The organism is Pseudoalteromonas sp. B131b, from assembly GCF_037162545.1.
Classification (GTDB): Bacteria; Pseudomonadota; Gammaproteobacteria; order Enterobacterales; family Alteromonadaceae; genus Pseudoalteromonas; species Pseudoalteromonas fuliginea.
Genome location: NZ_JARLUZ010000001.1, coordinates 427,662 through 453,705, shown reverse-complemented (window position 1 = coordinate 453,705; position 26,044 = coordinate 427,662). Strand labels below are relative to the sequence as shown.

The window sequence follows — 26,044 nt, the reverse complement described above, 5'->3', positions numbered from 1 at the left end:
TTTATTTCAACATCATGATAGGCGTACCAGTCATTTCTCTTGGTTGCTCCATACCCATTAAGTGAAGCATTGTTGGGGCTACATCACTTAAGGCTTTACCTTGCATTGGCTCTGCATCGCGACCAACATAAATAAAATGCACCGGTTCGCTAGTGTGGGCGGTATGTGCTTGGCCTGTTTTGAGATCAGCCATTTGCTCAGCATTACCATGGTCAGCTGTTATTAACGCTTCACCACCAAACTCTTCTAGCGCATCAATAACACGTCCAATGCAGCTATCTACAGCTTCACAGGCTTTAACAGCAGCCTCAAATACACCAGAATGACCAACCATATCGCCGTTAGGGTAGTTGCAAATAATAGCATCGTATTTACCGCTTTTTATTGCAGCTACCAGCTTGTCGGTTAACATTTCTGAATTCATTTCTGGTTGTAAATCGTACGTTGCTACTTGCGGCGAAGGAATTAGTTCGCGTGTTTCGCCTTCAAATTCACTTTCGCGCCCGCCACTAAAGAAAAACGTAACGTGTGCGTACTTTTCGGTTTCAGAAATACGTAGTTGAGTTTTACCATTTTTTTCAAACCATTCACCTAAAACATTAACTAAAGGCGTAGGACCAAATGCCACTGGTGCGTTAATGTCGGCTGCGTATTCTGTCATCATTACAAAAGCACTAAGTTCAGGCGTTCTTTTTTTAGTAAACCCATCAAAATCAGGTTCAACAAATGCACGTGTAATTTCGCGGGCTCTATCTGCTCTAAAATTAGCAAATATAATAGTATCGCCATCATTTATTGTTGCTGGTGTCGCGCCTGCAGGGGTAATTGTGGTGGCAGCTACAAATTCGTCGTTTTCGTCGCGCTCATATGCAGCTTCAAGTGCTATTACGCCGTTATCGTAATTAAAATCGCCCTCGGCAAGAGTCATTACGTTATAGGCTTTCTCTACACGATTCCAGCGATTATCTCGGTCCATGGCGTAGTAACGGCCAATTAATGAAGCCAAACGACCGCATTTAAGCTCGCTAAATAATGCTTCAATACGTTCAATAGACGCTTTAGCGCTACGTGGTGGTGTGTCACGGCCATCTAAAAAGGCGTGAAAATAGACTTCTTTAGCACCACGTTTAGCAGCAAGTTCAATACTTGCAACGATATGATCTTCGTGGCTGTGCACACCGCCGGGGCTCAATAGGCCCATAATATGAACGGCTTTACCTGCTTTCACAGCTTTATCTATATTTTCAACAAGTGCAGGTGTTGAATCAAATTCGCCATCATTAATGGCTTTGGTGATACGAGTAAAGTCTTGATAAACGACGCGTCCAGCCCCTAAGTTTACATGGCCAACTTCAGAGTTGCCCATTTGCCCATCAGGAAGACCAACATCAAAGCCCGAAGCTGAAATTAATGTATGAGGGCGTGTAGCCCATAAGTTGTCTAGTACTGGCGTGTTTGCCGCCAAAATAGCATTACTTTGCTCATCTTCGCGATACCCCCAACCGTCTAAAATCATTAATACCAGTGGTTTTTTATGTTCTGTCATAGTCACTCCTGAAAGTTAGCACCTGTTTGGCTTTAGCATACCGTGTTTTGTAACTAGGGTCAGCATGCAAAGCCGCATATTAATTTTTTTCACTCTGCTGAAAAACGTAAACACACACTTAGATAAGGTATATATGGGGCGTTTTATGTACTTTTAAACAACGTCTAAACTCGCATTTTAAGTTGGTTTGGGTATACTTGCGTGGCTAAAGTCTAAAATATCTAAAACACTACGTTTTAGGATGTAATTTATAGTGGAAGTCGAATGGATCAATATATTGAATTTATCACCAATCACCCAATTTTAAGCCTTGCTTGGGTGGGTATTGTATTTCTTATTGTTAGTGGCTGGATAAAAAGTAAGTTTTCAGCTGTTCGTCAAATAAATCCTCAGCAGCTTACGTTACTTATTAACCGTGATGACGGTCAAGTAATCGATATACGTGCGCAAAAAGAGTTTAATGCAGGGCGTATTTCTGGTGCTGAGCACTTAAGCCCAGAGAATGCGAAAAAATCTGACTTTTCAAGCCTTGAAAAGTACAAGACTAAACCCATTATAGTTGTATGTACTACAGGTATGACTGCCCAAGGTACTGCAGCCGCTATGAGTAAAGCTGGTTTTGAACGAGTTTACTTATTAGCCGGTGGCATGGGTGCGTGGCAATCTGCTAGCTTACCAACTACAACAGGTCGCTAATCAGTTTAGCTAGGCCGATAGAGGATTTATTATGAGTAATGTTGTTTTATACACCAAGGCGTATTGTCCATTTTGTCAGCGTGCTCTTTCGCTTTTAAACAGCAAAGGCGTTGAATACACAAATTATGATATTGGTGTACAGCCTGAGCTACGCGATGAAATGATTGCCAAAGCAGGTGGTGCAAGCACAGTACCGCAAATTTTTATTAATGATGAACATATCGGTGGCTGCGACGACATGATGGCTATTGAAGCGCAAGGTAAACTTGACGCCAAGCTAAACGCTTAATTTAATTATAATAACGAACAAGTTAGGAATAACAATGAACGAAGAAACTCAAAACGTAGCAGCTGCAGAAGCCGGCGCACAATTTACTATTCAGCGTATTTACACTAAAGATGTGTCTTTTGAAACGCCAAACTCTCCGGCCATCTTTCAAAAAGAATGGACGCCAGAAGTTAAGTTAGATTTAGATACACGTTCTAACAAGTTAGATGAGGGTGTATTTGAAGTTGTTTTGGCATTGACAGTAACAGCTTCGCTTGGTGAAGAAACTGCGTTTTTATGTGAAATTCAACAAGCGGGTATTTTTACTATTGCTGATGTTGAAGAAGTGCAACTTGCACATATGCTAGGTGCATTTTGCCCTAACGTGTTATTTCCATATGCACGTGAGGCTGTATCAAACCTTGTTAACCGTGGTACATTCCCACAGCTTAATCTTGCGCCAGTAAATTTTGATGCGTTATTTGCACAGTACATGCAACAACGTACTGCGCCAGCTGACCAGGTTACAGCAGACGCATAACTTATGAGTACAGCAACTACAGCTGTTACTGTATTAGGGGCGGGGTCTTACGGCACCGCCCTTGCTATTTGTTTAGCCCGAAATGGTCACAACGTGACGCTTTGGGGAAGAAATAGCGACGACGTTGCCACGCTTGCAGCTGAGCGGAAAAATCAACGTTACTTACCAGATGCCCCTTTTCCTGACACCCTTACTCTTGAAGCCAACTTACAACGTGCCGTTGCTAGCAGCGCTATTGTACTTGTTGTTGTGCCAAGCCATGCTTTTGGCGATACACTTGCGCAAATCAAACCAGCATTACAAAAAGGCGCAAAAGTAGCATGGGCTACCAAAGGGCTTGAGCCTAATACTGGGCGCTTGTTGCAAGAAGTTGCACTGCAAGAATTGGGAGATGATATTCCACTTGCGGTGCTTTCGGGTCCCACGTTTGCAAAAGAAATGGCGATGGGTTCACCTACGGCTATTTCTGTGTCTTCTACGTCGCCTGAATTTGCCCAGCAGCTTGCGGATTTACTTCATTGTGGTCGCTCATTCCGAGTGTATAACAATGATGACTTTATTGGCATTCAACTTGGTGGTGCGGTTAAAAATGTAATTGCAATTGGTGCCGGTATTTCGGATGGCGTAGGCTTTGGTGCAAATGCACGTACAGCGCTCATAACGAGAGGACTTGCCGAACTTACTCGTTTAGGTTGTGCTCTGGGTGCTAAGCCAGAAACCTTTATGGGAATGGCTGGCCTTGGTGATTTAATATTAACCTGTACAGATAACCAATCACGTAATCGTCGATTTGGTTTAGCGCTGGGTAAAGGCGAAAGTGTAGATGCTGCTATTAAGTCAATTGGCCAAGTTGTTGAAGGCTTTAGAAATACTAAAGAAGTGTATTTGTTAGCGCAGCGCACTGGTGTGGAAATGCCAATTACTGAACAAATTTATAAAGTTCTTTATGAAAATAAAGACATGAAAGATGCAGCTATGGCGCTATTAGGCCGAGAGCAAAAGTCGGAATAAAAAATAAGCCTTTTAGCTAATATCTGAAAGGCTTATTTTCTTTACGTTTTAAAAACAGTTACTGATTTTTTCAGTTTAAGAGCGAGTGTTTTCATATCTTCTGAATATGTTTGAACTTGTTCAATTTTCCCCATGCTGTTTTGACCAGCACTGACAACTTCATTGATATTTTTACTTAGATCTTCAGCAACAGTGCTCTGCTCTGATACAGCACTAGAGATGTGACTCGACATATGTGTAATAGATTCTATTACTTCAGATATATTTTCTATTAATTCACTGGCTGCATTTGCAGCACTCATGCTTTCTTGACTCATACTTTTACTTAAGCCCATAACATTAACAGCAGATTGTGAGCCTTGTTGTAATTTGTTAATTGTTTCATGAATTTCAGCTGTACTCGTTTGTGTTCTACTTGCTAAAGAGCGTACTTCATCAGCAACAACAGCAAATCCACGGCCTTGCTCACCAGCTCTGGCTGCTTCAATAGCGGCATTTAATGCTAGCAAATTGGTTTGTTCAGCTATCGCTTGAATAACATCCAGCATAGATACAATATCTTGCACGCTATTTTCAAGACTAGCAATTACAGTTGATGCTTCATCTAATTGTCCCACCAAGTTCTCTATTGAATTTATAGAGCTTAGGAATGCATCATGAACTTTTTTTGCATCTATATTTGCTGTTTCGGCGGAGCTTAGCGTTAATTTGGCATTATTTTCAATTTCTACCGCAGACGATGCCATTTGCGTAATTGCAGTTGCTATCTGGTCTGTTTCTGATTGTTGTTCTGTTAAATAGTGAACACCTTCGCTGCTAACATTAGAAATACTCCCAGCAACGTTAAAGGAATCCTCTACTGATAGTTTCACACCGTTAATAAGCTCAGCAATTTTGTGTTCAAATTGGTTGAATGAAGCCGCGAGTTGGCCTATTTCGTCGTTGCGACGAACAATTATCTCTTGTGTTAAATCACCATCGCCATTGGCAATGGTTGCCATTTTTTCAGCCACTTCAGATAATGGTTGAGCAACTAATTTTTTGAAAATATAGATTAAAACTCCAGCTAAAATAGTGACGAGTAGTAATATTTCTATAACTGAAAAAATAGCCAGTTCAAGTAGCACAGCCTCAATATGACTAAACTCAATATAAAGATTAATTTTGCCTACTTTATTTTGTGTTCCTGCATCATCGTAGAATAACTCAGTTTGTGTCATTGATGGTGTTTCTGCACCATCTGTTTCAACGAATACCTCTCCATTCGTATCGTATACTACTATTTTGGATATATTTTGGGATGCAACTTCGGCATTTATTAGCTTTTTGGCTAATTCATCTTGGAAGTTCCACATCGCATTGGGTAGTGACAGCCCAACACGCTCTTTTGCAAGATTGATTTCAGTATCAAGCTTTAGCCTTAATTGATTGCTTTGTGCGGTGTAATCATAAATACCAAAGCAAAGCAAAACAAAAACCATAGCGCTTAATGTAGTAATAACCAGCCTAAATAGAATTGAACGAGTCAAAATATCTCCTTACTTAATCGGAACTCTGGTTAAAGTTGTTGATAACGTTTTGAACGATAGTTAATTTATTTTTCTGTCCAGGTATTTTAGGAGAGCAAAGCGAATTTACGCGTTAATAGCTGGCTCGTTGCAACTAAATTCAACGAGGTTAATGTTGAAAATAGTTGCTTGGGATATATTTACTATTCAAAGTCCAAATTACTTAAGATAATTTGCCATAATGGTGTTTACATCTATTTTTGTAAGCCCCTGATTATAGATTTTCTGCCATTTTTGCCCTTCAGCATCATTTCTAAAGGCAATGTGTAGTTTTTTATCTTCTAATAATGTTGTGTTCATTGCTACCTTATTTTTTAGTGCTGATAGCGACTTATCGGTATCCAGTAAGTACTTAAGTACGTTTGCGTCTATTACTGCAGCATCAATTCGCCCCGCAGCTACTTTTTTAATATTTAATACATCAGAAGGAGCTGCGTCTCCTTTAATTGTGCCAGAGGCAATCATGTCATCAAGTTCTTTTGTATTAACATAGTCTTGTACAACACCAATACGTTTACCTTTAAGGTCTCCCACCGATGAATAGGCAATTGGTTTAGCGTTATTTTGTAGCAGCCCCAGAGGTCCAGTCCCTGTTGCATCAGAAAAAACAAAATCCGATGTTTCATGCATATATTCTGGAAAGTAGCCAACATACTTAGAATTTGCTTGTGAAGCAGAGTTAACGGCACGTGACCAAGGATAAAAATCTACGATAAGCTCATGTCCTTCGGCCTTAAATGCTGCTTTTGCGACTGCGACTGATGCTCCTTGTTGTTCTAATGATTTATCTGAATAAGGAGGCCAAGCCAAGGATGTTAAATAAACTGTTTCAGCAGCTATAAAATTAGAAAAAGTAAGTAAAAGAAAGAATAATGTGGTTTTCATTTATAAACCCTTAGAAGTTAAATGTTCTTGAAACGGTTGCTAGTAAAGTTGCATCACCGTACGTTTCTAAATCTGTGTCTTCATAACCAGCAGTAAAATTCCACTCATTCCAAGTATAGTTTGCAGTTATACGCCAATGCATATAATTATCATCACCAGGCTCCCATTCCCACTTGTCATCGTCGAAACTCATAGAGTAATCGGCGCCTACATCAATTGAAAAAACGTCATTAATCGGAACGTTGTGCGTCAGCATAATGATGCTATGCCCAGCCCCTGTAGCAAAGTAATCCCATGCGTACCAAAAGTTAAGGTTAGTGTTGCCATAATTGAATTTGGCGTAAGTTTCAGCGTAGTTATAATCGGAGCTAAAATCTTCACCATGGTAAGTATATTGCGCAATACCAATATCTAGATTAATCGAGTCTGTTAAGCTTGTGTAATAGCCAATGTAGCCATCGGCTTCTATATCAGTGCCTTCACCAAAGTCGACATTAGAGCCCCAAATTCCGGCATACAACCCCGAGTTTCCGGCCCAATCAAAACTTGCTTGTAAAGCCGGGTCTTCTTGAGTTTGACTTACACCATTGAATAAGTAATCAGATGCTAAGGTAACTGTCGCTGATGTAGCAGCAATACTCGATGTAGAGCATAAAATAAGTGAGCAAAGAAATATTTTTTTCATAGAGTTTCAATGTAATTAAATAATTGTATGACATTGAGCTTAGTTCAATAATTATGATTATGAGAACTGTATAGTAAAAAATGAATGTTAATTTGATACAGGATAGTCTTTATTTTGGGGCGGTTTAAATGAGATGCATACAGATAACCTGAATTCCGGTTAAGGGATTTACTAATATATTGAACAATAATGATATTTTAATTTATTTTTCTATAGCAAGGGATTTGCAGTGAAAGCAAGGTGAATTTACACGCCAATAATGGGCCTATTGTAAGTAAGTTCAGGTTAGATAATACGCAGCCGAAGATAGGTTATTGCTTTTATTCCTGGGCTGTAATTTTGTAGTTCAACATTTTAAGTTTGTTGTATTTTCTGATAACTGCATACATTAGCTAATAGTGTAGCCAAGGGCTTTAATTTAGAGCTCATTTAAACTAAGAGCCATATCTTGGCTTACAATATTAGTAAGTGCATTAGTTATTGTGCGTTAGGGAAACCCAATTGACGCCAAGATTCATAAACAAATACAGCCACGGCGTTTGACAAGTTCATACTACGACTATTTGCTTGCATAGGAATACGAACACGTTGCTCATTTGGTAGGGCTTGGATCATATCATCAGGAAGGCCACGGGTTTCTGGACCAAATACAAGGCAATCGCCAGCTTCGTAACTTGCTTGATGATGAAACTGGCTACCTTTAGTAGTACATGCATATACTTTTTTAGGCTTACATTTTTCAAGGTATGCCTCAAATGAAGCGTGACGTTGAACATGGCTGAATTCATGGTAATCAAGGCCTGCACGTTTTACACGTTTATCATCCCATTCAAAACCCAAGGGCTCAATTAAATGCAGTGAATAGCCTGTGTTTGCGCACAGACGAATAATATTACCAGTGTTAGGAGGAATTTCAGGTTGGTATAAAACGATATCCAGCATAATAAGCCTTTTAAATGATCAGTAGTTTAACGATTTTCAGTATACACGAAACCTTTTAAAAAAATGATATACTCACTGTATTGAATACACCTATTAACGGATACAAACGTGCACAACCGCAGTTACGAATTTTGGGTTAAAACTTCTAGTATTGTTACCATGATAATGGTTAGTTTAATGATTACTGCAAAAACGTGGGCGTGGCTTGCATCGGGTTCAGCATCAATGCTTGGCTCACTAACAGATTCGTTAATGGATATAACGGCTACTGCAATGAGCTTTTTAGTTTTAGGTTATGCGCTGCGCCCAGCTGATGATGACCACCGATTTGGTCATGGAAAAGCTGAAGCTATAGCAGGGCTCGGCCAAGCCGCATTTATTGCAGGCTCAGGTTGCCTACTTGCTTTTCATGGTATTGAGCGATTATTTAACCCAATACAGCTCAGTCATTCTTTATTAGGCGTGTGGGTTAGCATTTTTGCTATTGCGTGTACCTTGGTTATTGTATTTGTACAAAATAAAGTGATTAAGTACACCGATTCAATCGCAATAAAAGCTGATTCAGTACATTACAAAGGCGACTTGATTTTAAATGCCGCCGTGTTGCTCGCTATTTTATTAGCATACTATGGCGTATTGTATGCCGATCCTGTTTTTGCTATTGGCGTAGCGGGTTACTTACTTTATAACAGTTGGGAAATAGCCAGAGATAGTGCCGATCACTTAATGGATAAAGAGCTGCCAGATGACGAAAAGCAAAGCATATTTGAAATAGCTAAAGCGCATGCTGATGTACATGGCGTACATGGCATTCGTACTCGCCAAGGCGGTAAGATAAAATTTATTCAAATGCATTTAGAGCTTGATGACAATTTAAGTTTGATTCGTGCGCATAACGTGGCTGATGAAGTAGAAGTATTGATAACCAAAGAGTTTGAATCTGAGGTCGATATTCTGATCCACCTCGATCCATTGTCGGTGCTTAACTTAAACTCGGATTAAGCGATTTTTAGCATATTGATTTGTAATGCCAACCTGTATAAATCTTTGAGCAATTTAACGAATTAAATTGCACTATTACAATAAAATTTAACACAATTAGCTATTAAATCGTCACCGATTCACAAAACTGATATAAGCTTTTAAGCAGTGGTTGGCGTATTTCATCGCGCTCAAAAAATAGTTCGTGTTTAGCGTCGGCAAAGCTCTCAAGTATTGTATTTTCGTGCCTGTTTGCCAGTTTATATTGCGCACTGTTATCAACTATTTCATCATTTTGAGCACTGGCAATATAAAGTGGAATATTAACCGTTAATTTATTCACGGATGAAATAAATGCAAAAGTAGTGTGTAGCCAACCATAAGTCACACCACCAAGTTGTAATTTAGGCTCTTGTTTATAGGCTTTCCTAAATAGTTCGTAACGTATTGGGCTACTGGTTAAGGTATTTATAGCAAACTCATCAGGCGTATAATCTGTTTGCCCGAGCGCATAGCTGTATTGAAAGCCAAGTAATGTTGCAGTACTTGCGACTAATTTAGCTAAAGGTTTTGGTGTGCCTTTGGTGTAAATGTCGAGCATTGGCGCAGATAAAAACGCGCCACTAAAAGTGTGTTCAAAATGTGCAAGATAATCAAATGCAATAGCCCCCCATTGAGTGACTGACTAATACCTTTTTACCTTGCCAATAATTATCTACAACTTCTTTATTAAATAAATGAAGGTCGGCGGCATAATCTTCAAAGCGCTTTACGTAGCCTTTGTGCTTGTTTTTTAAATGCCTGTAAGAACGACCTTGGCCTTGATGATCAATTATAAACACCGCATAATTATTATTATAAAGTTCCCATAGTAACTCTTTATATTTTTCTAAGCCCTCTATACGACCTGAGCTAATAACAATCGCAATGTGTGGATTTTTTGGGATAGCGTAAGCGTAAAAAGTTGTCCATAAGGTGTATTTAAATAAGATTTTGTCAGTGTATTATCATAAAAGTTACTAATGGCCGGTTGGTTACTTTTAAGCTCGTTCTCACTACTATAAAACATTGTTTACTCTTTAATTATTGGCAACGTTATATTTGCACATAAGCCGCCTTGTTCTTTATTCGATAATACTAAGTTGCCACCATGTGCAGTAATTGCATTTTTGGCAATTGCCAAGCCTAACCCCGTACCGCCGCTAACTCGGTCTCGCGCATCTGACTGTCTAAAAAATGGTTCACAGAGCTTATTAAGTTGGTTATTAGGGACTCCAGGTCCATCATCACATATTTCTATATAAATGGCATCAGTATGCTTTAGAGTAATGCTAATAGTGCTATTGGCGTATTTAATCGCATTGCGTAGTAAATTTTCAAGTGCGCTGGCAATTAGTGTTTCATCACAGTTAACACTAATGTCTGCACTTCCCATAATCTGTAATTGCTTGTTGTTTTGTTTTGCTTCAAATTGTGCGTCGTTAAGCACATGGTCAATTATAATTTGCAATGATTGTTGTTGAAGTGAAAGTGCCTGACTTTTCGCCTCTAAACGAGACACTTGCAGTACATCAGCAATCATTTTGTCTAGTTGATTCGCTTCTTTTTCTATGCGCAGTAAATAGGACTGACTCGCTTCATTTGCTTGCATTTGAGCAAGGCCCGTTGCCATTTTTAAGCGGGTAAGAGGTGAGCGTAACTCATGTGATATATCTGCAAGTAAGCGTTTTTGCGAGCTAATTAATTGCTCTAATTGATTAGCCATGCTGTTAAAATCACGACCGAGTATACCGAGTTCATCTTTTCTGCTTACTGAAATGGCCGCTCGAGCACTTAAATCACCACCAGATAATTTAACAGCTGCTTTTTTTAGGCTATTTATAGGGGCAATTAAGTTACGACTAAATAAAAAGCTTAAAATTAGAGAAGCGATGATGGCGATAGAAATTTTCATCCATCCAGGCATAAGCTTTAAGCGAAGGAACAAAGGTGGCTGATGATTTATGTCTATTTCATACAAGTAAAAGTTGCCCGAGGGTACTGTAATTTGAATAGGGCCAAATGCTTGATACTTTTCAGTAAAAATAATTTGCGGTGACATTGTCTTAGTAAAATTAAGTAGGCTCAAATCAACGTCATTCGGGACTTCTTTATTTGTTAATGAGTCTTCTTGTTGCTCAGCACTTAAATATAATAACTTACGTTTAGATAAGCGTGGGTGAGACAACATATCACTCAGTGTCCGCTTATGTTTTACAACAGAGCGTTCTATACTTTTGGCTGTATAGAGTAAGTTTTTTTCCATCGGACCGTGTAATGGCTCGTTACTAACGGCGTTGATTGCCGTAATGTTGCTTAAGAAAACCAGTGCTGTAATCGTGCCTATTATAGTTAGCCAAAACCATATAAATATTTTAAAGAATAAGTAATGCTCAGGATGTTTAAGCCAAGACAAAGAGCCTACTTTATTCTCCTTGGATAAAGACATAACCTGTTCCTCGCATTGTTTTGATTCGCTCGCCTGAAATATGCTCAGCTATTTTTTTACGGATATTGCTTACATGCATATCAATAGAGCGATCGAAGGAAGCTAAGCGACGGCCAAGTACCTCTTCACTTATGAGTTCTTTACTGACTACTTCGCCTGCATTTTTGCTTAAAAGGGCTAGTATTTCGTATTCGGTGCCTGTTAATGTAAGTGTATGATCATTAACAGACGCTTCTCGAGCGGCTAAGTTAACAGTGATCCCATTAACCTGTAACTTATTACTGGTAGTAATGTTAAAGCTATTAATATGTTCTATACGGCGTGTAATCGCTTTAACACGCGCAAGTAACTCACGGTGATTAAATGGTTTAGGGATATAGTCGTCTGCGCCAAGTTCTAATCCGAAAATACGATCGAAATCTTCCCCTTTTGCTGTAAGCATTATTACCGGCGTTAATTTTGTTTGTCTAAGTTGTTTAAGTACTTCAAAGCCATCTAGAGTTGGCAGCATCACATCAAGTAGTATTAACGCATAATCGTTTACTTGCGCTAGCTTAAGACCTTGTTCGCCGTCATGTACGCTTTGTATTTCAAAACCTTGGGCAGTTAAATATTCACTTAATAGCTCACAAAGGCCGGTATCGTCGTCAATCATTAATAGTTTCATTTACAAACCCTTAGAGTTGCTTATGGCGTTATTTTACCCACTAAATTGTGCAAAAGTGAATCTTTACACAACCTTTACACTGCTTTGCGTTACTTTGCATTGAGTTAGGTATAGTTAACTTAGTTGATTAAGCAGTCGCAACCACACAAATTGAACCAATAGTTAAACCAAATAATTAAGGTAATGATTATGACTAAATTAAATACACTTTCTAAATTAGTACTTGTTTTTGGCCTGGCAACAGCAACACTTGGTGCCGGTAGTGTTATGGCTAAAGCTGACGGGCATAAACAAGGTCATTCTCAAGCTCGTTTTTTACTTTCTGAGCGCGGCGTTGAAAAATTAAGCCTAACAGATGAGCAGCAAACTAAGCTAAAAGCTATTTTTGCAGCGCAAAAAACACAAATGAAAGCATTACGTAGCGACGATAAAGAAGCTCGTAAAGCGATGCGTGAAGCGCATAAAGCAAAAATGGATGCGTTACTTTCGGCTGCAACATTTGATGAAAATGCAGCTAAAGAGTTATTAAATGAACGCCATGAAAAGGGTGAACAATTTGGTTTAATTAAACTAAAAACGCAGCACCAAGTAATGCAAGTACTTAACGCTGAGCAAAAAGAGAAATTTGCTAAAATGCAAAAGCGTATGAATAAAAAGCACCGTAAACAAAAAAGTTAATTTTACTTTTTTGTAAATACTAAAAAACCAGCGTAATGCTGGTTTTCGTTTTTAGGGCATTATGGAGATAAATTATTTAAAAAGTCATCTTCATTTTTGGCCATCATAGCTTCAATATCTTCAATCATATCTTGGCTAAACTCTTGTGCTGATGTAATTGGCGCTGAAATTTTATTATTTTCAAACGACCACTCACCAAGATCAATTAGTTGGCAGCGTTTAGAACAAAAAGGCCGATGTGGGCTCTGTTCTGACCACTCAACTTTAGCTTTACAGGTTGGGCAGTTTACAATAGTAGGCATAATTTACTCTCTACAATCTTTTTTTGCATTTTACATTACTTAGATATGAGTCTCTAGGTATAAGTAAGGCTCTGAATTTAGTGTTCAGAACCTTGTCGCTTTTAACTATGGATCTTTAAAAACTTGTTACTCGATTAATTTCAGCAAGCGAAGTCATTCCATCAGCCGCTTTGCGAATACCTGATAATCGCAAGTTATTAAATCCTGCTTTAAGTGATACTTCTGCTATTTCTAATGAATTACCGCCACGCATTATAATTTGTGCTATCTCTGGTGTTATTTGCATTACTTCATAAATACCGACACGACCCTTATAACCATCAGTGCAATTATCACATCCTTTAGGTGCATAGAGGGTCATTTCACTAATTTGTTGCTCGCTAAAACCTTGGCGGGTAAGTTCTTCGTTTGGTAATATTTCCGGTGTTTTACATTTAGGGCATAAACGTCGAGCCAAGCGCTGGGCTATAATCAAACTAATTGAACTTGCTACGTTATAAGCTGGTACTCCCATATTTAATAACCGAGTTATCGTTTCAGGTGCTGAATTAGTATGCAGAGTTGATAGTACTAAGTGACCTGTTTGCGCCGCTTTTATTGATATTTCAGCTGTTTCGAGGTCACGTATTTCACCTACCATGACGACATCAGGATCTTGGCGTAAAAATGCACGTAATGCATTTGCAAAGGTCATATCGGCTTTAATATTAATTTGCACTTGGTTTATACCTTCGAGATTAATTTCGACAGGATCTTCTGCGGTACTAATATTACGCTCTGGTTGATTAAGTATATTTAAACCAGTGTAAAGTGATACTGTTTTACCCGAGCCCGTTGGTCCTGTAACTAAAATCATCCCTTGAGGCTGAGCAAGCGCATCCATATAGAGTTTTTTCTGTTCCGGCTCGTAGCCTAATACATCAATACCTAGCATTGCGCTTGATGAATCAAGAATACGCATTACTATTTTTTCCCCCACAGGGTCGGCATTGTACTTACACGAAAATCGATACTTTTACGTTCAGTAATTTTTAGCTTTATACGACCATCTTGTGGTTTACGTTTTTCGGCAATATCTAGGCGTGACATTACTTTTATTCGTGCAGAAAGTTTTGTTGCTAAGGTATTAGGTGGGCTGGCTACCTCATGTAAAATACCATCAATACGAAAACGGATGCGGTACTTATGCTCATAAGGTTCAAAGTGTAAATCAGAGGCGCCTTTTTTAATGGCATCCATTAGGATTTTATTGATGTAAACAATGATAGGTGCATCATCTTTTTCATCATCTTGTGGGGTGGCTTCTTTAGTGTTTTCACTATCTAAGTCAGCAAATTCTTTAAATTCGTCATCGCTTAAATTTAAGCTACCAGTTGCATCAAGCAATTGGTCAATTTTTTTATCAAGTTCAATGTAGTCAACTACTACTATTTCACAGGATAAGCCGGTACTAAATTCATAGTTTTCAAACGCACCATAATCGGTCGGATCAGACGCGGCTATGTATACTTTTCTACCTTTTTGCACCAAGGGTAAAATATGGTGTTTACGGATCAGCTTTTCTTTTACAAGTTCGGCAGGGATCCTTGCAGGTTCAAAGTCTTTTAAATCGAAATAAGGTACGCGAAATAAATCAATACATTGCTCAGCTAAATCTTTGCTATCGATGTTTCCACATTTGGCAATAAGCTCGGCGGTTGAGGCAAAATCTCGTTGTTTTACTTTAACGGTATCTGCATCAATACGGCCAAGGGTAATAAATTTTCTTAGTAACGGTGAGTTAATATTCATTGCGCACCTGCTTAATTCGTTAATGATTAGCAATTTATCAGAAAAAACAAGGAGATTATATTACTCTTCATCAGATGGACTAGTTTTGCTAACTAAATATTGTTTTATAAATTATATTATTGTTTTAAATTACTTAACCTGAACTCTGATTAAGGGATTTATTAACATATTGAACCATAATAATATTTAAATTTAGTTTTCTCTAGCTAGATATTTCAACGCAGTTAGCGCTGAAAGTAACAGCTTAAGATAGATTTATTATCCAGAGTTCGGGTTATCTAACTCGCATTTTTTAATGCTAATTGCATATAACGAGTATGTAGAGACCGAAGAGATAATTTGACTAACGCTAAATCCCTATCATTATTTAAAATATCATCTGCTTTTTTACGTTTATTTTCACGAGACATTTGTGTTGCAATAATACTATTTACTTGTTCAAGGCTCACATTATCACGCTTAAGTGTGCGCTCGACTTGGACACTTTTAGGTACGTCAATGAGTAGGGTTCGGTTACAGTACTTATCGAGACCATTTTCAAATAATAACGGGGCAACTAAAACCACGTAAGTACTATTAGCGGCATTTAAATCAGCGACTATTTTTTTGCGAATAAGAGGATGCAGCAAGTTATTTAGCCACTGTTTATCTGCATCGTTAGTAAAAATGCGCTCTCGTAAGGCACTTCTGTTTAGCGTGCCATCGCTAAGTAATAACGTATTGCCAAAGTGCGTTATTATTGCATTTAAACCGCAGCTCTTGGGCTCAACTACTTGGCGAGCAATAATATCCGCATCAACAATGGTTATATCAAGTTTCTCAAACATGTCACTAACTGCTGTTTTTCCGCAGCCAATACCACCTGTTAAACCCAAAACCCAATTGTTTTTTTATTGCTAGAGAGTTTAATTGTTTGCTCACTCATTTTAATAACCAATCAAATTAAAATAAATGTTTTGTAATTCAGTGCCCCATAGCATAGTGATCCAGCCTGCAATGGCAAGGTAAGGACCAAATGGAATCGGGGTCGCTTTGTCTTTTCCTTGAATACTGAGTAATACAATGCCAATAACAGCGCCAACAATGCTTGAAAGTAATATAATGCTAAGTAGTGATTTCCAACCAAGTAATGCACCAAATACAGCGAGTAATTTAAAGTCGCCATAGCCCATACCTTCTTTATCCGTTAGTAACTTAAATAGCCAAAATACACTCCATAGGCTCAAATAACCAAAAACAGCCCCCATAATTGCATCGCTCGGCGCTACGGTATAGCCCATTATTGACGCTATTAAAGCAAGCCATACTAGTGGTAATGTAAGTTGATCGGGTAATAGCATATGGTCTATATCAATAAAGGTTAGTGCAACTAATGCCCAAGTAATCAATATATACAGTAAAGCTTGTTCACTTGCGCCCATAGTATAAGCAATAAATAAGCTTAATATTGCTGTAATGGCCTCGACTGCAGGATAGCGTATTGATATAGGGTTATTACAACTTGCACATTTTCCTTTTAAAAATAACCAGCTAATAACAGGAATATTTTGCCAAGGTTTAATAGCCGTTTTGCACTTTGGGCAGGTTGAGTTTGGCTTTACTAAATTAAATTGCTCGTTATTTATTGCTTTACTATTTTTAAGCTCGTCTTCTAACAGTATTCTGCACTCACTCTGCCATTCTTTTTGCATCATAAGTGGTAGGCGATAAATCACTACATTTAAAAAGCTGCCCACACATAAACTAACCAAGCCAACGGTGGTTAGATAAAACCACAGCTCATTTTGCATTACTTCTACAATACTTTGCATATAAAAACCAAATAATTAAATAACAGAACCGAGTTGGAAAATAGGGAGGTACATAGCAACAATTAAACCACCAACAAGTACACCTAATACAGCCATAATTAATGGCTCTAGTAAGCTCGATAAGCCATCTACAGCATCGTCTACTTCTTGCTCATAAATAGTCGCGACCTTAGCTAACATACCATCGAGCGAGCCAGATTCTTCACCGATAGCAACCATTTGAATTACCATGTCAGGGAAGATTTTTGAGTTTCTCATTGCCCAGTTCATTTGGTTACCTGAGCTAACCTCTGCTTTAATATCTAAAATAGCATAACGGTACACTGCATTGCCCGAAGCACCTGCTGCTGAATCAAGTGCATCAACTAATGGAACACCGGCAGCAAATGTGGTCGAAAGTGTTCGCGCGTAACGTGCCACAGCCGCTTTGTTTAAAATCATGCCAATAACAGGGAGCTTAAGTATGGCTCTGTCGGTTGCATCCCTGAGCTTTAGGCTTCTTAATTTAGCCTCTTTAAAAGTGCAGCCAAAAGCCACTATCGCAATCAGAATCATCCACCAAGATTCTTGCATAAAATCTGAAATACCAATTACAAATAATGTAAATGCAGGGAGTTCAGCCCCAAAGCCCGCAAAAATGTCTTGAAATTGCGGCACTACGAAAATAAGTAAAATTGATGTAACCATTAGTGCGATAACAAGTACGGCTATAGGGTAAAACATCGCTTTTTTTATTTTTGATTTAAGCGCTTCTGATTTTTCTTTATAAATAGCTATGCGATCAAATATTTTATCAAGTGCTCCTGACTGCTCGCCAGATTCAACTAAATCACAATATAAGTCATCAAAATAACGTGGATATTTTCTAAGTGCTGAGGATAGGGGTGACCTGCTTTTACATCATCGCCTACAGCTGAGATAAGCTTAGTAATGCTTTTATTAGTTGAGCCAGTTGCAATCATCTCAATAGATTGAATTAAGGGTACGCCAGCCATTAACATAGTGGCAATTTGGCGAGTAACCAAAGCGATATCTTTGGGTGTTATTTTTTGAGTGTGTACACCAAATAAAGGTTTTGCTTTACGCTTAACTTTTGAGGGGTGACCCCTTGTTTGCGAAGTTGTGCTTTAACTAGTGCGATGCTGCTTCCCGAAAGCTCCCCTTCAAGCCGTTTACCTCGGGCACTAACACCGACCCACTGAAAAGTATCAATTTTTTTGAATCAGATTGTATTGCCATTTGTGACTCTCACTAATCAATACAAATAAAAAAGGTAGCCAAATATGACTACCTTAATGTTGTAGTTTTCTAATTATTTCGTAGTAACATTGTGGCATGAACTCGGTACGTACTTGTTTTTAGTCGCTGCATCAATAGAACAAGTCCAATTAATTTCACCGGCTGGTGGAGTACCTTTTACTAAAGCTGCTGAGCCTGTTTTTGGAGTCATTGCTATTGCAACTGCACCAGCTTTTGCTTCAGATGTTACTGTGATAACGCCTGTATCAGCAGCAACTGCAACTATGCCACAGTTTTCAGTTTTAGCATTCGCGTTAAAACCAGAGTTAAAGTCAGCACCTTCAGATGCATTCATTGCAACAGTTGTTTTTGCTGCGCCTGCTAGGCTAATACACTCTGATACACGAGCTTTAACAGTGTAGTCTTGATAAGCCGGCAGTGCTACAGCAGCAAGAATACCGATGATTGCTACTACAATCATTAATTCAATTAGGGTGAAACCCTGTTGTTTTTGAGTCATTGTTTTCATGTTTCCTCTCCTAAAGGATAGATTTTTGTAGGTTAAATCATATAAGCGGCAAAATTGCCTAACTTAATTTAGCTGATTTAGTTTACAGTTTTACTTAAAAAAACTTTATTTCACGTTAACTTTTGAGTGTTGATCACAAAAGCTATAAATTCATTGTGTGCTACTACGTTGTATCAATCAAATTATACGTTAGCAACGAATACTAGACACTTGATAAAATAATTTAGTGTATTTAGTTTTTAAACTAAATTGCCAAGTAACTATTTTGGCTGAACTTATAAAATAAGTTGATACAACAGTGCGAGTCTAGCACTGTTTATTGTTATTTAGCATACGTATTTAATGTTAAAGGTACTTTATTTAACAAAGTATTAAAGAGTAGTCCTTTTTTACTATTAAATGCTCAATTATTTAAAATGTCAATGAATTAGCTATGTTTAAACCTTTTTTGGCGTGTTTTTTATTCAAAACGCATTGATAAATCGATTGATTGTAAATTTTTTGTAAGTGCACCGCTTGATATGAAATCGACGCCCGCTTGAGAATAGGTTTTGAGTGTTTCTAGTGTCATATTACCAGAGACCTCAAGTTTGGCGCGTTTATGCGTTAATGTAACTGCCTGCTTAATTTGCTCAATGCTAAAGTTATCAAGCATTATAATGTCGGCACCAGCCTCAATAGCTTGTTTAAGCTCTGGAAGTGATTCAACTTCAACTTCGACAGGTTTGTTTGGGTGGTTTTGTTTTGCTTGAGCCACTGCTTTATCAATTGTGCCACAGGCTGCTATATGGTTTTCTTTAATTAAGAACGCATCAAATAAGCCAATACGATGATTTGTGCCACCGCCACATTTTACTGCGTATTTTTGTAATGCGCGAAGCCCTGGTATTGTTTTGCGAGTGTCGAGTAGTTGTGTAGTGGTACCGCTTAACTCTTTTACATAATGCGCTGTAGTAGTCGCTGTACCTGATAAGGTTTGCACAAAGTTAAGTGCAGTACGCTCGGCAGTTAATATTGAACGTGCTGAACCAGTGGCTGTAAATAATGTGCTGTTTGCTTTAATTACGTCGCCATCATTTACTAGTACGGCTACTTTTACAGTCGGGTCTACTTGTTTAAATACTTCAAGGATGATGTCTTTTCCGCAAAAAACGCAGTCTTCGCGCGTTATTACTTTGGCATTTGCTTGCTCGTTTAGTGGGATCAGTTGTGCGGTAATATCGCCATCTTGCGCAGTTTGGTAATTTAAATCTTCGTCGAGTGCAAGAGTAACAAGTTGACTAATTAAGGTGTGCGAAATAGACATAGCAAAGCTCATAAGCGTTAATAAATTAAGGAAATTTTACTATGTTTGTAGATGAAAGAGAAGCGATTGGCTTTGTTCCGATATAAAGATAAGCGCGCAAAGTAAATTTACACCTACGGTTTGGTGTATGTTGTAGGTGAGGTTTTACACCTCGCTTTTAATTTAAAAAGTTACGTTACATGAGCGGACGTAAATTCGCACCTACGGTTTGATGTATGTTGTAGGTGAGGTTTTACACCTCGCTTTTAATTTCAGAAGCTACTTTACATGAGCGCGAAATAAATTCGCACCTACGTGTGGGTTTAAATTATTTGTAGGTGAGGTTTTATACCTCGCTTTTTAAACACCCAAGCCAAGTTACATGAGCGGACGTAAATTCGCACCTACGGTTTGATGTATGTTGTAGGTGAGGTTTTACACCTCGCTTTTAATTTCAGAAGCTACTTTACATGAGCGCGAAATAAATTCGCACCTACGTGTGGGTTTAAATTATTTGTAGGTGAGGTTTTATACCTCGCTTTTTAAACACCCAAGCCAAGTTACATGAGCGGACGTAAATTCGCACCTACGGTTTGGTGTATGTTGTAGGTGAGGTTTTATACCTCGCTTTTTAAAAACCCAAGCTACGTTACATGAGCGGGCGTAAATTCGCACCTACGGTTTGGTGTATGTTGTAGGTGAGGTTTTATACCACGCTTGTTACTATCATTGTTTTAATAAATCCTTTAGCATCAGCGATATGTATATCTTGATATTTATATAGCAAACGTATCATGAAAATAGATTTAAGTGGTGTTTTAAGTACGGTAGTGCAGCGGCCTTGTTCGCATTTTGATGAGCGCCCTGATGAGGCTGATATTTCTTTATTGGTGATTCACAATATATCATTGCCAGCAGGGCAGTTTGGTACACCTTTCGTTGATGAGTTATTTATGGGTAGCATTAACTGTAATGCTCATCCGAGTTTTAGTGACTTAAAGAGTTTACGTGTATCTGCCCATTGCTTTATTAAGCGCACCGGGAATATTTTACAATACGTGCCATTTAATAAGCGCGCATGGCACGCTGGCTTATCTGAATTTGAAGGGCATGCGGCGTGTAACAATTTTAGCATTGGTATTGAGCTTGAAGGAACTGACACCACTCCTTATACTTTAATGCAATATAATGCGTTAGCTGTTTTGAGCAAATCAATAATGCAGCGCTATCCAAAAATAACGCCTTCACGTATTGTGGGGCACTGCGATATTGCTCCAGGGCGAAAAACCGACCCAGGTAGTAGCTTTAATTGGCAATTGTTTTTAAATATGCTTGAGCAATCAAGCTAAGAGAGTAACTACAATGATTTTGGTTTCTATAATAATTGCACTAATACTTGAGCGTCTAGGTGCTCGGTCTAATTATTGGCAAATAAGTTATTACGCAAATGGTTATTTAAATCGCTCTAATAAATTACTTGGTGATAAGGGCTTATTTAGCTCAACACTGGGATTTTTAGTTTGGCTTGCACTCCCTGTTATAGCTATAGCGCTAGTTTATTGTTTGTCAGATTTTGTATTGTGGCAGTTGGGTATTAACATCGCGGTACTTTTAGTGTGCTTTGGTTGTGCTAAGCAGCGTGCTTTATATAAATCGTATTTAAATGCGTTAACGCGCGACGATGGTACTGCAGCATCTTTATATGCACTACAAATAGGGCAAAAACGTACTGAAGCGCAAGAAAACGGTGAAACTTTTGGGCAAACATTGGCGTGGGTAAATTTTAGATTTTACTGCGCGGTTATTTTTTGGTTTGTTGTTTTAGGTGCTCCAGGTGCGGTTTTATATGCACTGGTACGTACTTTAGCTGATTTAGTACGAGAGGATCATAAAGTAATCTTTGCTAAGCGCTTTAAACTCATACATAAACTACTATTTTGGCTTGATTGGTTACCTGCGCGTATTACTAGCTTTGGTTATTTAGTAATAGGTAACTTTAATAAAGGCACAAGTTGCTGGTTACGTTATGCGCTTGATTTTTCAAGTCCTAACCGTAAAGTTGTGACGTATACCGCATTAGCTGCTGAACAAGTAGAAAAACGTTATTATGGTTGCACTTACGAAGCCACCTGCATGATTAAGCTAGTAAAACGTAATGTATTATTTTATTTAGTGTTAATCGCGCTATTAACCTTGTTTGGCGGACTGTCTTAGTAACGCTGAGTTCTCTTCTATAAAATCGTTTAATAAAATGAGTGGTGGGGCATTTATATAAAGTGCAGCATCCCACCCTCCGTACTTATTTTTTGATATCGCTTTTTCGTTAGCGAACCCTCAATTAAAGTAGAGTTAAAACTCTAATTCCATCTGGTCAGACCAATTGTTTTCATCCTATTAACGTTATAACAATTTTTGTAAATTGCGCATTGTTTAATCTTCGTTCAAAATGCGTTACGCTACTGCCAACGTATAAATACACTGTAAATTGACAGCTATTAGGCTTTTTGATACCGTATTGAAAATTTTTGGTATGACCAATTTACCTTTTGGGTAAATCATACGACTTAAAGCCCCGTTTTGTGGGCTCTTGGTATTTATACAACGCGGACGTTGATTCATGTCTTTAAAGATTAAAGCAGCAAAATTATCTGATGTTATTTTACAGCAACTTGAGAACATGATTCTTGAAGGCTCGTTAGCACCAGGTGAAAAGTTGCCACCAGAGCGTGAACTAGCAAAGCAATTTGAAGTGTCTCGCCCGTCACTGCGAGAGGCAATTCAAAAGTTAGAAGCGAAAGGTTTAGTTACGCGTCGCCAAGGTGGCGGCACGTTTGTAAAAAATCAGCTCGAAGAAGGGCTTACTGATCCACTTTTTGATTTGATTAGTAAACACCCTGAGTCGCAGTTTGATTTACTTGAATTTCGTCATGCATTAGAAGGGATTGCTGCTTACTACGCAGCACTGCGCGGGACCAGCAACGATTTTAGCAAAGTAAAACAAAGCTTTGATGAAATTGCCTTAGTTAATGATGATTTACAGCAAAAAGCAAAAGCAATTAATGCATTTCACTTTAGTGTGGCTGAAGCTTCGCATAATGTCGTGTTATTGCATTTAGTTAGAGGTATGAAAGCGCTGCTTGAGCAAAATGTACTGCAAAATTTAACTGTTCTATTAAAAAAGTCAGATATTAGCAGTCAATTAGCCCAACACAGGCGTTTATTAATGGATGCCGTTATTGACGGTAATCCAGAACAAGCCCGTTTAGCAAGTAATGCGCACTTAGCATTTATAGAAGAAGCATTGCTTGAAGCAGGCAAAGAACATTCGCGAATTGAACGTAGTTTAAGACGCACTAAACAAAATTAAGTTAGTACATAATTACTTTGAACACACATTAAGTAGCTGTGATATTAAATTAACAATATTCGTATTTTAAACATAAGGAAACCTCCATATGTCTGAAGTCAATAAAATTGACGTAGACGCGCTAGAAACACAAGAGTGGTTACAAGCTCTTGAATCAGTTGTGCGCGAAGAAGGTGTTGAACGAGCTCAGTTTTTACTTGAGCAAGTATTAGAGCAAGCCCGTTTAGACGGCGTTGATATGCCAACGGGTATTACCACGAACTACGTTAATACTATTCCTGTAGATCAAGAACCTGCTTACCCGGGTGATGTAAATCTTGAGCGTCGTATTCGTTCAATTATCCGTTGGAACGCGATTATGATCGTTCTACGTGCATCTAAAAAAGATCTCGACTTAGGCGGCCATATGGCGTCTTACCAATCATCTGCTGCATTTTATGAAGTGTGTTTTAACCACTTCTTTAAAGCACCAAATGATGTAGACGGTGGTGACTTAGTTTATTACCAAGGTCATATTTCTCCAGGTATTTACGCACGTGCATTTGTTGAAGGGCGTTTATCGGCGGCACAACTAGATAACTTCCGTCAAGAAGTTGATGGCGAAGGCTTACCATCGTACCCACACCCTAAGTTAATGCCTGAATTTTGGCAGTTCCCTACGGTATCAATGGGCTTAGGTCCTATTTCATCAATTTACCAAGCACGCTTCTTAAAATACTTAGATGGTCGTGGCTTAAAAGACACTAAAAATCAGCGTGTATACGCGTTTTTAGGTGACGGTGAAATGGATGAGCCAGAGTCACGGGGTGCTATTTCTTTTGCTGCACGTGAAAAACTAGATAACCTTTGTTATTTAGTTAACTGTAACTTACAGCGCTTAGACGGCCCAGTTATGGGTAACGGTAAAATTATTCAAGAGCTAGAGGGCTTGTTTAAAGGCGCTGGCTGGAACGTAATTAAACTAGTGTGGGGCAGCGGTTGGGATATTCTTCTAGCTAAAGACACAACGGGTAAATTACTACAGTTAATGAACGAGACTGTGGATGGTGATTACCAAACATATAAAGCGAAAGATGGCGCGTACGTACGTGAAAACTTCTTTGGTCGTTACCCAGAAACAGCTGCACTTGTTGCGGACATGACAGATGACGAAATTTTCGCGCTTAAGCGTGGTGGTCATGAATCGTCAAAACTATTTGCTGCATTTAAAAAAGCAGAAGAAACAAAAGGTCGTCCAACTGTAATTCTTGCTAAAACTGTAAAAGGTTACGGTATGGGTGAAGCAGCTGAAGGTAAAAACATTGCGCACCAAGTGAAAAAAATGGACATGTCGCATGTTGCACATTTACGTTCACGCCTTGGCCTTGATGACTTAGTATCTGAAGATCAATTAAAAGAATTACCATACCTAGAGCTTGAAGAAGGTTCACCTGAGTACAAATACTTACATGCGCGTCGTGATGAGCTTAAAGGTTACACACCTAAGCGTATTCCACGTTTTAGTGAAAAACTAGCATTGCCAGAAGTAGACGCATTCAAGCCGCTACTTGAAGAGCAAAAACGTGATATCTCTACCACTATGGGCTTTGTTCGTGCACTTAATATCTTATTAAAAGATAAGGGCATTGGTAAAAACATCGTACCAATTATTGCCGATGAAGCGCGTACATTTGGTATGGAAGGTTTATTCCGTCAAATTGGTATTTACAACCCACATGGCCAAAACTACACGCCGCAGGATCGCGATATTGTTTCTTACTATAAAGAAGCGACTTCAGGTCAAGTACTGCAAGAAGGCATTAATGAGTTAGGTGCTATGTCGTCATGGGTTGCTGCTGCAACTTCATACAGCACTAACGATTTGCCAATGATCCCATTCTACATTTACTACTCTATGTTTGGTTTCCAACGCGTTGGTGACATGGCATGGATGGCGGGCGATCAACAAGCACGTGGTTTCTTATTAGGTGCTACTGCGGGTCGTACAACGCTAAATGGTGAAGGCTTGCAACACGAAGATGGTCACAGTCATATTCTTGCTAATACGGTTCCTAACTGTATTTCTTATGACCCAACTTACGCGTTTGAAGTTGCTGTTATTGTACAAGACGGTATTCGTCGTATGTACGGTGATGACCAAGAAAATATTTACTACTACCTAACGCTTATGAACGAAAACTACCATCAGCCAGCTATGCCAGAAGGCGCTGAAGAAGGTATTCGTAAAGGTGTTTATAAGCTTGAAAGTTACGCAGGTAAAAAAGCCAACGTACAGCTATTAAGCTCAGGTACTATTATGACTGAAGTACGTAAAGCCGCTACGATTCTAAGCGAAGAGTATGGCATTGCGTCTGACGTGTTCTCTGTAACGTCTTTCAACGAATTAACGCGTGAAGGTCAAGATGTTGAACGTTTCAACATGCTTAACCCTGAAAGCGAGCAAAAAACAGCATATATCACAAGCGTATTAAACGACTCTGTGACTGTTGCAGCAACGGATTACATGAAAAACTACGCAGAACAAGCGCGTTCATTTATTCCAAGCAGCAACTACAAAGTGCTAGGTACAGATGGTTACGGTCGTTCTGATAGCCGTGAAAACCTACGTCGTCACTTTGAAGTTAACGCGGGCTACGTTGTTGTTGCTACGTTATCTGAACTTGCTAAACGCGGTGAAGTTGAGAAGTCAGTAGTTGTTGAAGCACTTAAAAAGTTCAACATCGACACTAACAAACTTAACCCACTGTACGCATAAGAGGTTTGC

22 protein-coding genes and 3 pseudogenes are annotated in these 26,044 nt (G+C 38.7%); 10 read left to right on the top strand and 15 right to left on the bottom strand.

Going from position 1 to position 26,044, the window contains the following annotated elements:
• Position 1: 1 nt before the first annotated feature.
• Positions 2 to 1,546, bottom strand: a complete 1,545-nt coding sequence (gene gpmM / locus P4S65_RS02215) for a 2,3-bisphosphoglycerate-independent phosphoglycerate mutase (RefSeq protein ID WP_008136787.1) — start codon at positions 1,544 to 1,546, stop codon at positions 2 to 4.
• A gap of 264 nt (positions 1,547 to 1,810) precedes the next feature.
• Here gpmM and P4S65_RS02210 point away from each other — a divergent pair, with 264 nt between their 5' ends.
• The 4 genes from P4S65_RS02210 to gpsA are packed head-to-tail and all read left to right on the top strand — an operon-like array spanning position 1,811 to position 4,062.
• Positions 1,811 to 2,242 (top strand): rhodanese-like domain-containing protein, encoded by a 432-nt coding sequence (locus P4S65_RS02210; RefSeq protein WP_007376037.1) that lies wholly within the window; start codon positions 1,811 to 1,813, stop codon positions 2,240 to 2,242.
• 31 nt (positions 2,243 to 2,273) lie between these two features.
• Positions 2,274 to 2,531 carry a glutaredoxin 3 gene (gene grxC, locus P4S65_RS02205; RefSeq protein ID WP_002957783.1) on the top strand — a complete coding sequence of 86 codons (258 nt, stop codon included), beginning with the start codon at positions 2,274 to 2,276 and terminating at the stop codon, positions 2,529 to 2,531.
• A 34-nt stretch (positions 2,532 to 2,565) separates the two neighbouring features.
• Complete coding sequence (gene secB, locus P4S65_RS02200) at positions 2,566 to 3,051, top strand: protein-export chaperone SecB (protein ID WP_007376038.1); 486 nt, start codon at positions 2,566 to 2,568, stop codon at positions 3,049 to 3,051.
• A gap of 3 nt (positions 3,052 to 3,054) precedes the next feature.
• Entirely contained in the window at positions 3,055 to 4,062 is a 1,008-nt protein-coding gene (gpsA, locus tag P4S65_RS02195) for an NAD(P)H-dependent glycerol-3-phosphate dehydrogenase (protein ID WP_096793827.1), read from the top strand.
• Between the two features lie 41 nt (positions 4,063 to 4,103).
• Here the strand turns inward: gpsA and P4S65_RS02190 are convergent, their stop codons facing one another.
• The 4 genes from P4S65_RS02190 to trmL all read right to left on the bottom strand — a co-directional run bounded on the left by P4S65_RS02190 (position 4,104) and on the right by trmL (position 8,142).
• On the bottom strand, positions 4,104 to 5,591 hold the full coding sequence (locus P4S65_RS02190; RefSeq protein WP_096793826.1) for a methyl-accepting chemotaxis protein: 1,488 nt from the start codon (positions 5,589 to 5,591) through the stop codon (positions 4,104 to 4,106).
• A 198-nt stretch (positions 5,592 to 5,789) separates the two neighbouring features.
• Positions 5,790 to 6,515 carry a substrate-binding periplasmic protein gene (locus P4S65_RS02185; protein ID WP_096793825.1) on the bottom strand — a complete coding sequence of 242 codons (726 nt, stop codon included), beginning with the start codon at positions 6,513 to 6,515 and terminating at the stop codon, positions 5,790 to 5,792.
• Between the two features lie 10 nt (positions 6,516 to 6,525).
• Entirely contained in the window at positions 6,526 to 7,200 is a 675-nt protein-coding gene (locus P4S65_RS02180; RefSeq protein WP_096793824.1) for a TorF family putative porin, read from the bottom strand.
• A 477-nt stretch (positions 7,201 to 7,677) separates the two neighbouring features.
• A complete protein-coding gene (trmL, locus tag P4S65_RS02175) occupies positions 7,678 to 8,142 on the bottom strand; it encodes a tRNA (uridine(34)/cytosine(34)/5-carboxymethylaminomethyluridine(34)-2'-O)-methyltransferase TrmL (protein WP_007376043.1) in 465 nt (154 codons plus the stop codon).
• Between the two features lie 159 nt (positions 8,143 to 8,301).
• Between trmL and P4S65_RS02170 the strand changes: the two genes are divergently transcribed.
• Complete coding sequence (locus P4S65_RS02170; protein WP_081824583.1) at positions 8,302 to 9,144, top strand: cation diffusion facilitator family transporter; 843 nt, start codon at positions 8,302 to 8,304, stop codon at positions 9,142 to 9,144.
• A 103-nt stretch (positions 9,145 to 9,247) separates the two neighbouring features.
• On the opposite strand, the pseudogene P4S65_RS02165 reads toward P4S65_RS02170, so the two are convergent.
• From P4S65_RS02165 to P4S65_RS02155, 3 genes and pseudogenes are all read right to left on the bottom strand, one after another.
• A pseudogene (locus P4S65_RS02165) lies at positions 9,248 to 10,192 on the bottom strand (alpha/beta fold hydrolase).
• A gap of 3 nt (positions 10,193 to 10,195) precedes the next feature.
• Complete coding sequence (locus P4S65_RS02160; protein WP_337119493.1) at positions 10,196 to 11,611, bottom strand: ATP-binding protein; 1,416 nt, start codon at positions 11,609 to 11,611, stop codon at positions 10,196 to 10,198.
• Complete coding sequence (locus P4S65_RS02155) at positions 11,589 to 12,278, bottom strand: response regulator (protein ID WP_007376047.1); 690 nt, start codon at positions 12,276 to 12,278, stop codon at positions 11,589 to 11,591. The genes P4S65_RS02160 and P4S65_RS02155 overlap by 23 nt, the downstream gene beginning before the upstream one ends.
• Positions 12,279 to 12,467: 189 nt before the next feature.
• Here P4S65_RS02155 and P4S65_RS02150 point away from each other — a divergent pair, with 189 nt between their 5' ends.
• A complete protein-coding gene (locus P4S65_RS02150; RefSeq protein ID WP_008136801.1) occupies positions 12,468 to 12,956 on the top strand; it encodes a periplasmic heavy metal sensor in 489 nt (162 codons plus the stop codon).
• 59 nt (positions 12,957 to 13,015) lie between these two features.
• Here the strand turns inward: P4S65_RS02150 and yacG are convergent, their stop codons facing one another.
• From yacG to nadC, 7 genes and pseudogenes are all read right to left on the bottom strand, one after another.
• The gene (gene yacG / locus P4S65_RS02145; protein WP_337119492.1) at positions 13,016 to 13,258 is read right to left on the bottom strand and encodes a DNA gyrase inhibitor YacG; all 243 of its coding nucleotides are present in this window, start codon (positions 13,256 to 13,258) and stop codon (positions 13,016 to 13,018) included.
• Positions 13,259 to 13,373: 115 nt separating this feature from the next.
• Positions 13,374 to 15,049: pseudogene (gene pilB / locus P4S65_RS02140) on the bottom strand (type IV-A pilus assembly ATPase PilB).
• Between the two features lie 278 nt (positions 15,050 to 15,327).
• Positions 15,328 to 15,876 (bottom strand): dephospho-CoA kinase, encoded by a 549-nt coding sequence (gene coaE / locus P4S65_RS02135; RefSeq protein ID WP_337119491.1) that lies wholly within the window; start codon positions 15,874 to 15,876, stop codon positions 15,328 to 15,330.
• Positions 15,877 to 15,975: 99 nt separating this feature from the next.
• On the bottom strand, positions 15,976 to 16,860 hold the full coding sequence (locus P4S65_RS02130; protein ID WP_337119490.1) for a prepilin peptidase: 885 nt from the start codon (positions 16,858 to 16,860) through the stop codon (positions 15,976 to 15,978).
• A gap of 15 nt (positions 16,861 to 16,875) precedes the next feature.
• A pseudogene (locus P4S65_RS02125) lies at positions 16,876 to 18,073 on the bottom strand (type II secretion system F family protein).
• Positions 18,074 to 18,172: 99 nt separating this feature from the next.
• The gene (locus P4S65_RS02120) at positions 18,173 to 18,628 is read right to left on the bottom strand and encodes a pilin (protein WP_316825808.1); all 456 of its coding nucleotides are present in this window, start codon (positions 18,626 to 18,628) and stop codon (positions 18,173 to 18,175) included.
• A 460-nt stretch (positions 18,629 to 19,088) separates the two neighbouring features.
• Entirely contained in the window at positions 19,089 to 19,934 is an 846-nt protein-coding gene (gene nadC, locus P4S65_RS02115) for a carboxylating nicotinate-nucleotide diphosphorylase (RefSeq protein WP_337119489.1), read from the bottom strand.
• Positions 19,935 to 20,707: 773 nt separating this feature from the next.
• On the opposite strand from nadC, the gene ampD reads away from it, so the two are divergent.
• The 4 genes from ampD (at position 20,708) to aceE (ending at position 26,035) form a co-directional block, all read left to right on the top strand.
• A complete protein-coding gene (ampD, locus tag P4S65_RS02110) occupies positions 20,708 to 21,262 on the top strand; it encodes a 1,6-anhydro-N-acetylmuramyl-L-alanine amidase AmpD (protein WP_337119488.1) in 555 nt (184 codons plus the stop codon).
• Positions 21,263 to 21,275: 13 nt separating this feature from the next.
• On the top strand, positions 21,276 to 22,127 hold the full coding sequence (gene ampE / locus P4S65_RS02105; protein ID WP_337119487.1) for a beta-lactamase regulator AmpE: 852 nt from the start codon (positions 21,276 to 21,278) through the stop codon (positions 22,125 to 22,127).
• A 403-nt stretch (positions 22,128 to 22,530) separates the two neighbouring features.
• Entirely contained in the window at positions 22,531 to 23,280 is a 750-nt protein-coding gene (gene pdhR / locus P4S65_RS02100) for a pyruvate dehydrogenase complex transcriptional repressor PdhR (protein WP_002957764.1), read from the top strand.
• A gap of 88 nt (positions 23,281 to 23,368) precedes the next feature.
• Positions 23,369 to 26,035 carry a pyruvate dehydrogenase (acetyl-transferring), homodimeric type gene (gene aceE, locus P4S65_RS02095; protein WP_337119486.1) on the top strand — a complete coding sequence of 889 codons (2,667 nt, stop codon included), beginning with the start codon at positions 23,369 to 23,371 and terminating at the stop codon, positions 26,033 to 26,035.
• The last annotated feature ends 9 nt before the right edge of the window (positions 26,036 to 26,044 follow it).

Coding starts and splice junctions, on each gene's coding strand:
- gpmM (WP_008136787.1), bottom strand. CDS start 1,546: ATGACAGAACATAAAAAACCACTGGTATTAATGATTTTAGACGGTTGG.
- P4S65_RS02210 (WP_007376037.1), top strand. CDS start 1,811: ATGGATCAATATATTGAATTTATCACCAATCACCCAATTTTAAGCCTT.
- grxC (WP_002957783.1), top strand. CDS start 2,274: ATGAGTAATGTTGTTTTATACACCAAGGCGTATTGTCCATTTTGTCAG.
- secB (WP_007376038.1), top strand. CDS start 2,566: ATGAACGAAGAAACTCAAAACGTAGCAGCTGCAGAAGCCGGCGCACAA.
- gpsA (WP_096793827.1), top strand. CDS start 3,055: ATGAGTACAGCAACTACAGCTGTTACTGTATTAGGGGCGGGGTCTTAC.
- P4S65_RS02185 (WP_096793825.1), bottom strand. CDS start 6,515: ATGAAAACCACATTATTCTTTCTTTTACTTACTTTTTCTAATTTTATA.
- P4S65_RS02180 (WP_096793824.1), bottom strand. CDS start 7,200: ATGAAAAAAATATTTCTTTGCTCACTTATTTTATGCTCTACATCGAGT.
- trmL (WP_007376043.1), bottom strand. CDS start 8,142: ATGCTGGATATCGTTTTATACCAACCTGAAATTCCTCCTAACACTGGT.
- P4S65_RS02170 (WP_081824583.1), top strand. CDS start 8,302: ATGATAATGGTTAGTTTAATGATTACTGCAAAAACGTGGGCGTGGCTT.
- P4S65_RS02160 (WP_337119493.1), bottom strand. CDS start 11,611: ATGTCTTTATCCAAGGAGAATAAAGTAGGCTCTTTGTCTTGGCTTAAA.
- P4S65_RS02155 (WP_007376047.1), bottom strand. CDS start 12,278: ATGAAACTATTAATGATTGACGACGATACCGGCCTTTGTGAGCTATTA.
- P4S65_RS02150 (WP_008136801.1), top strand. CDS start 12,468: ATGACTAAATTAAATACACTTTCTAAATTAGTACTTGTTTTTGGCCTG.
- yacG (WP_337119492.1), bottom strand. CDS start 13,258: ATGCCTACTATTGTAAACTGCCCAACCTGTAAAGCTAAAGTTGAGTGG.
- coaE (WP_337119491.1), bottom strand. CDS start 15,876: ATGTTTGAGAAACTTGATATAACCATTGTTGATGCGGATATTATTGCT.
- P4S65_RS02130 (WP_337119490.1), bottom strand. CDS start 16,860: ATGCAAAGTATTGTAGAAGTAATGCAAAATGAGCTGTGGTTTTATCTA.
- P4S65_RS02120 (WP_316825808.1), bottom strand. CDS start 18,628: ATGAAAACAATGACTCAAAAACAACAGGGTTTCACCCTAATTGAATTA.
- nadC (WP_337119489.1), bottom strand. CDS start 19,934: ATGTCTATTTCGCACACCTTAATTAGTCAACTTGTTACTCTTGCACTC.
- ampD (WP_337119488.1), top strand. CDS start 20,708: ATGAAAATAGATTTAAGTGGTGTTTTAAGTACGGTAGTGCAGCGGCCT.
- ampE (WP_337119487.1), top strand. CDS start 21,276: ATGATTTTGGTTTCTATAATAATTGCACTAATACTTGAGCGTCTAGGT.
- pdhR (WP_002957764.1), top strand. CDS start 22,531: ATGTCTTTAAAGATTAAAGCAGCAAAATTATCTGATGTTATTTTACAG.
- aceE (WP_337119486.1), top strand. CDS start 23,369: ATGTCTGAAGTCAATAAAATTGACGTAGACGCGCTAGAAACACAAGAG.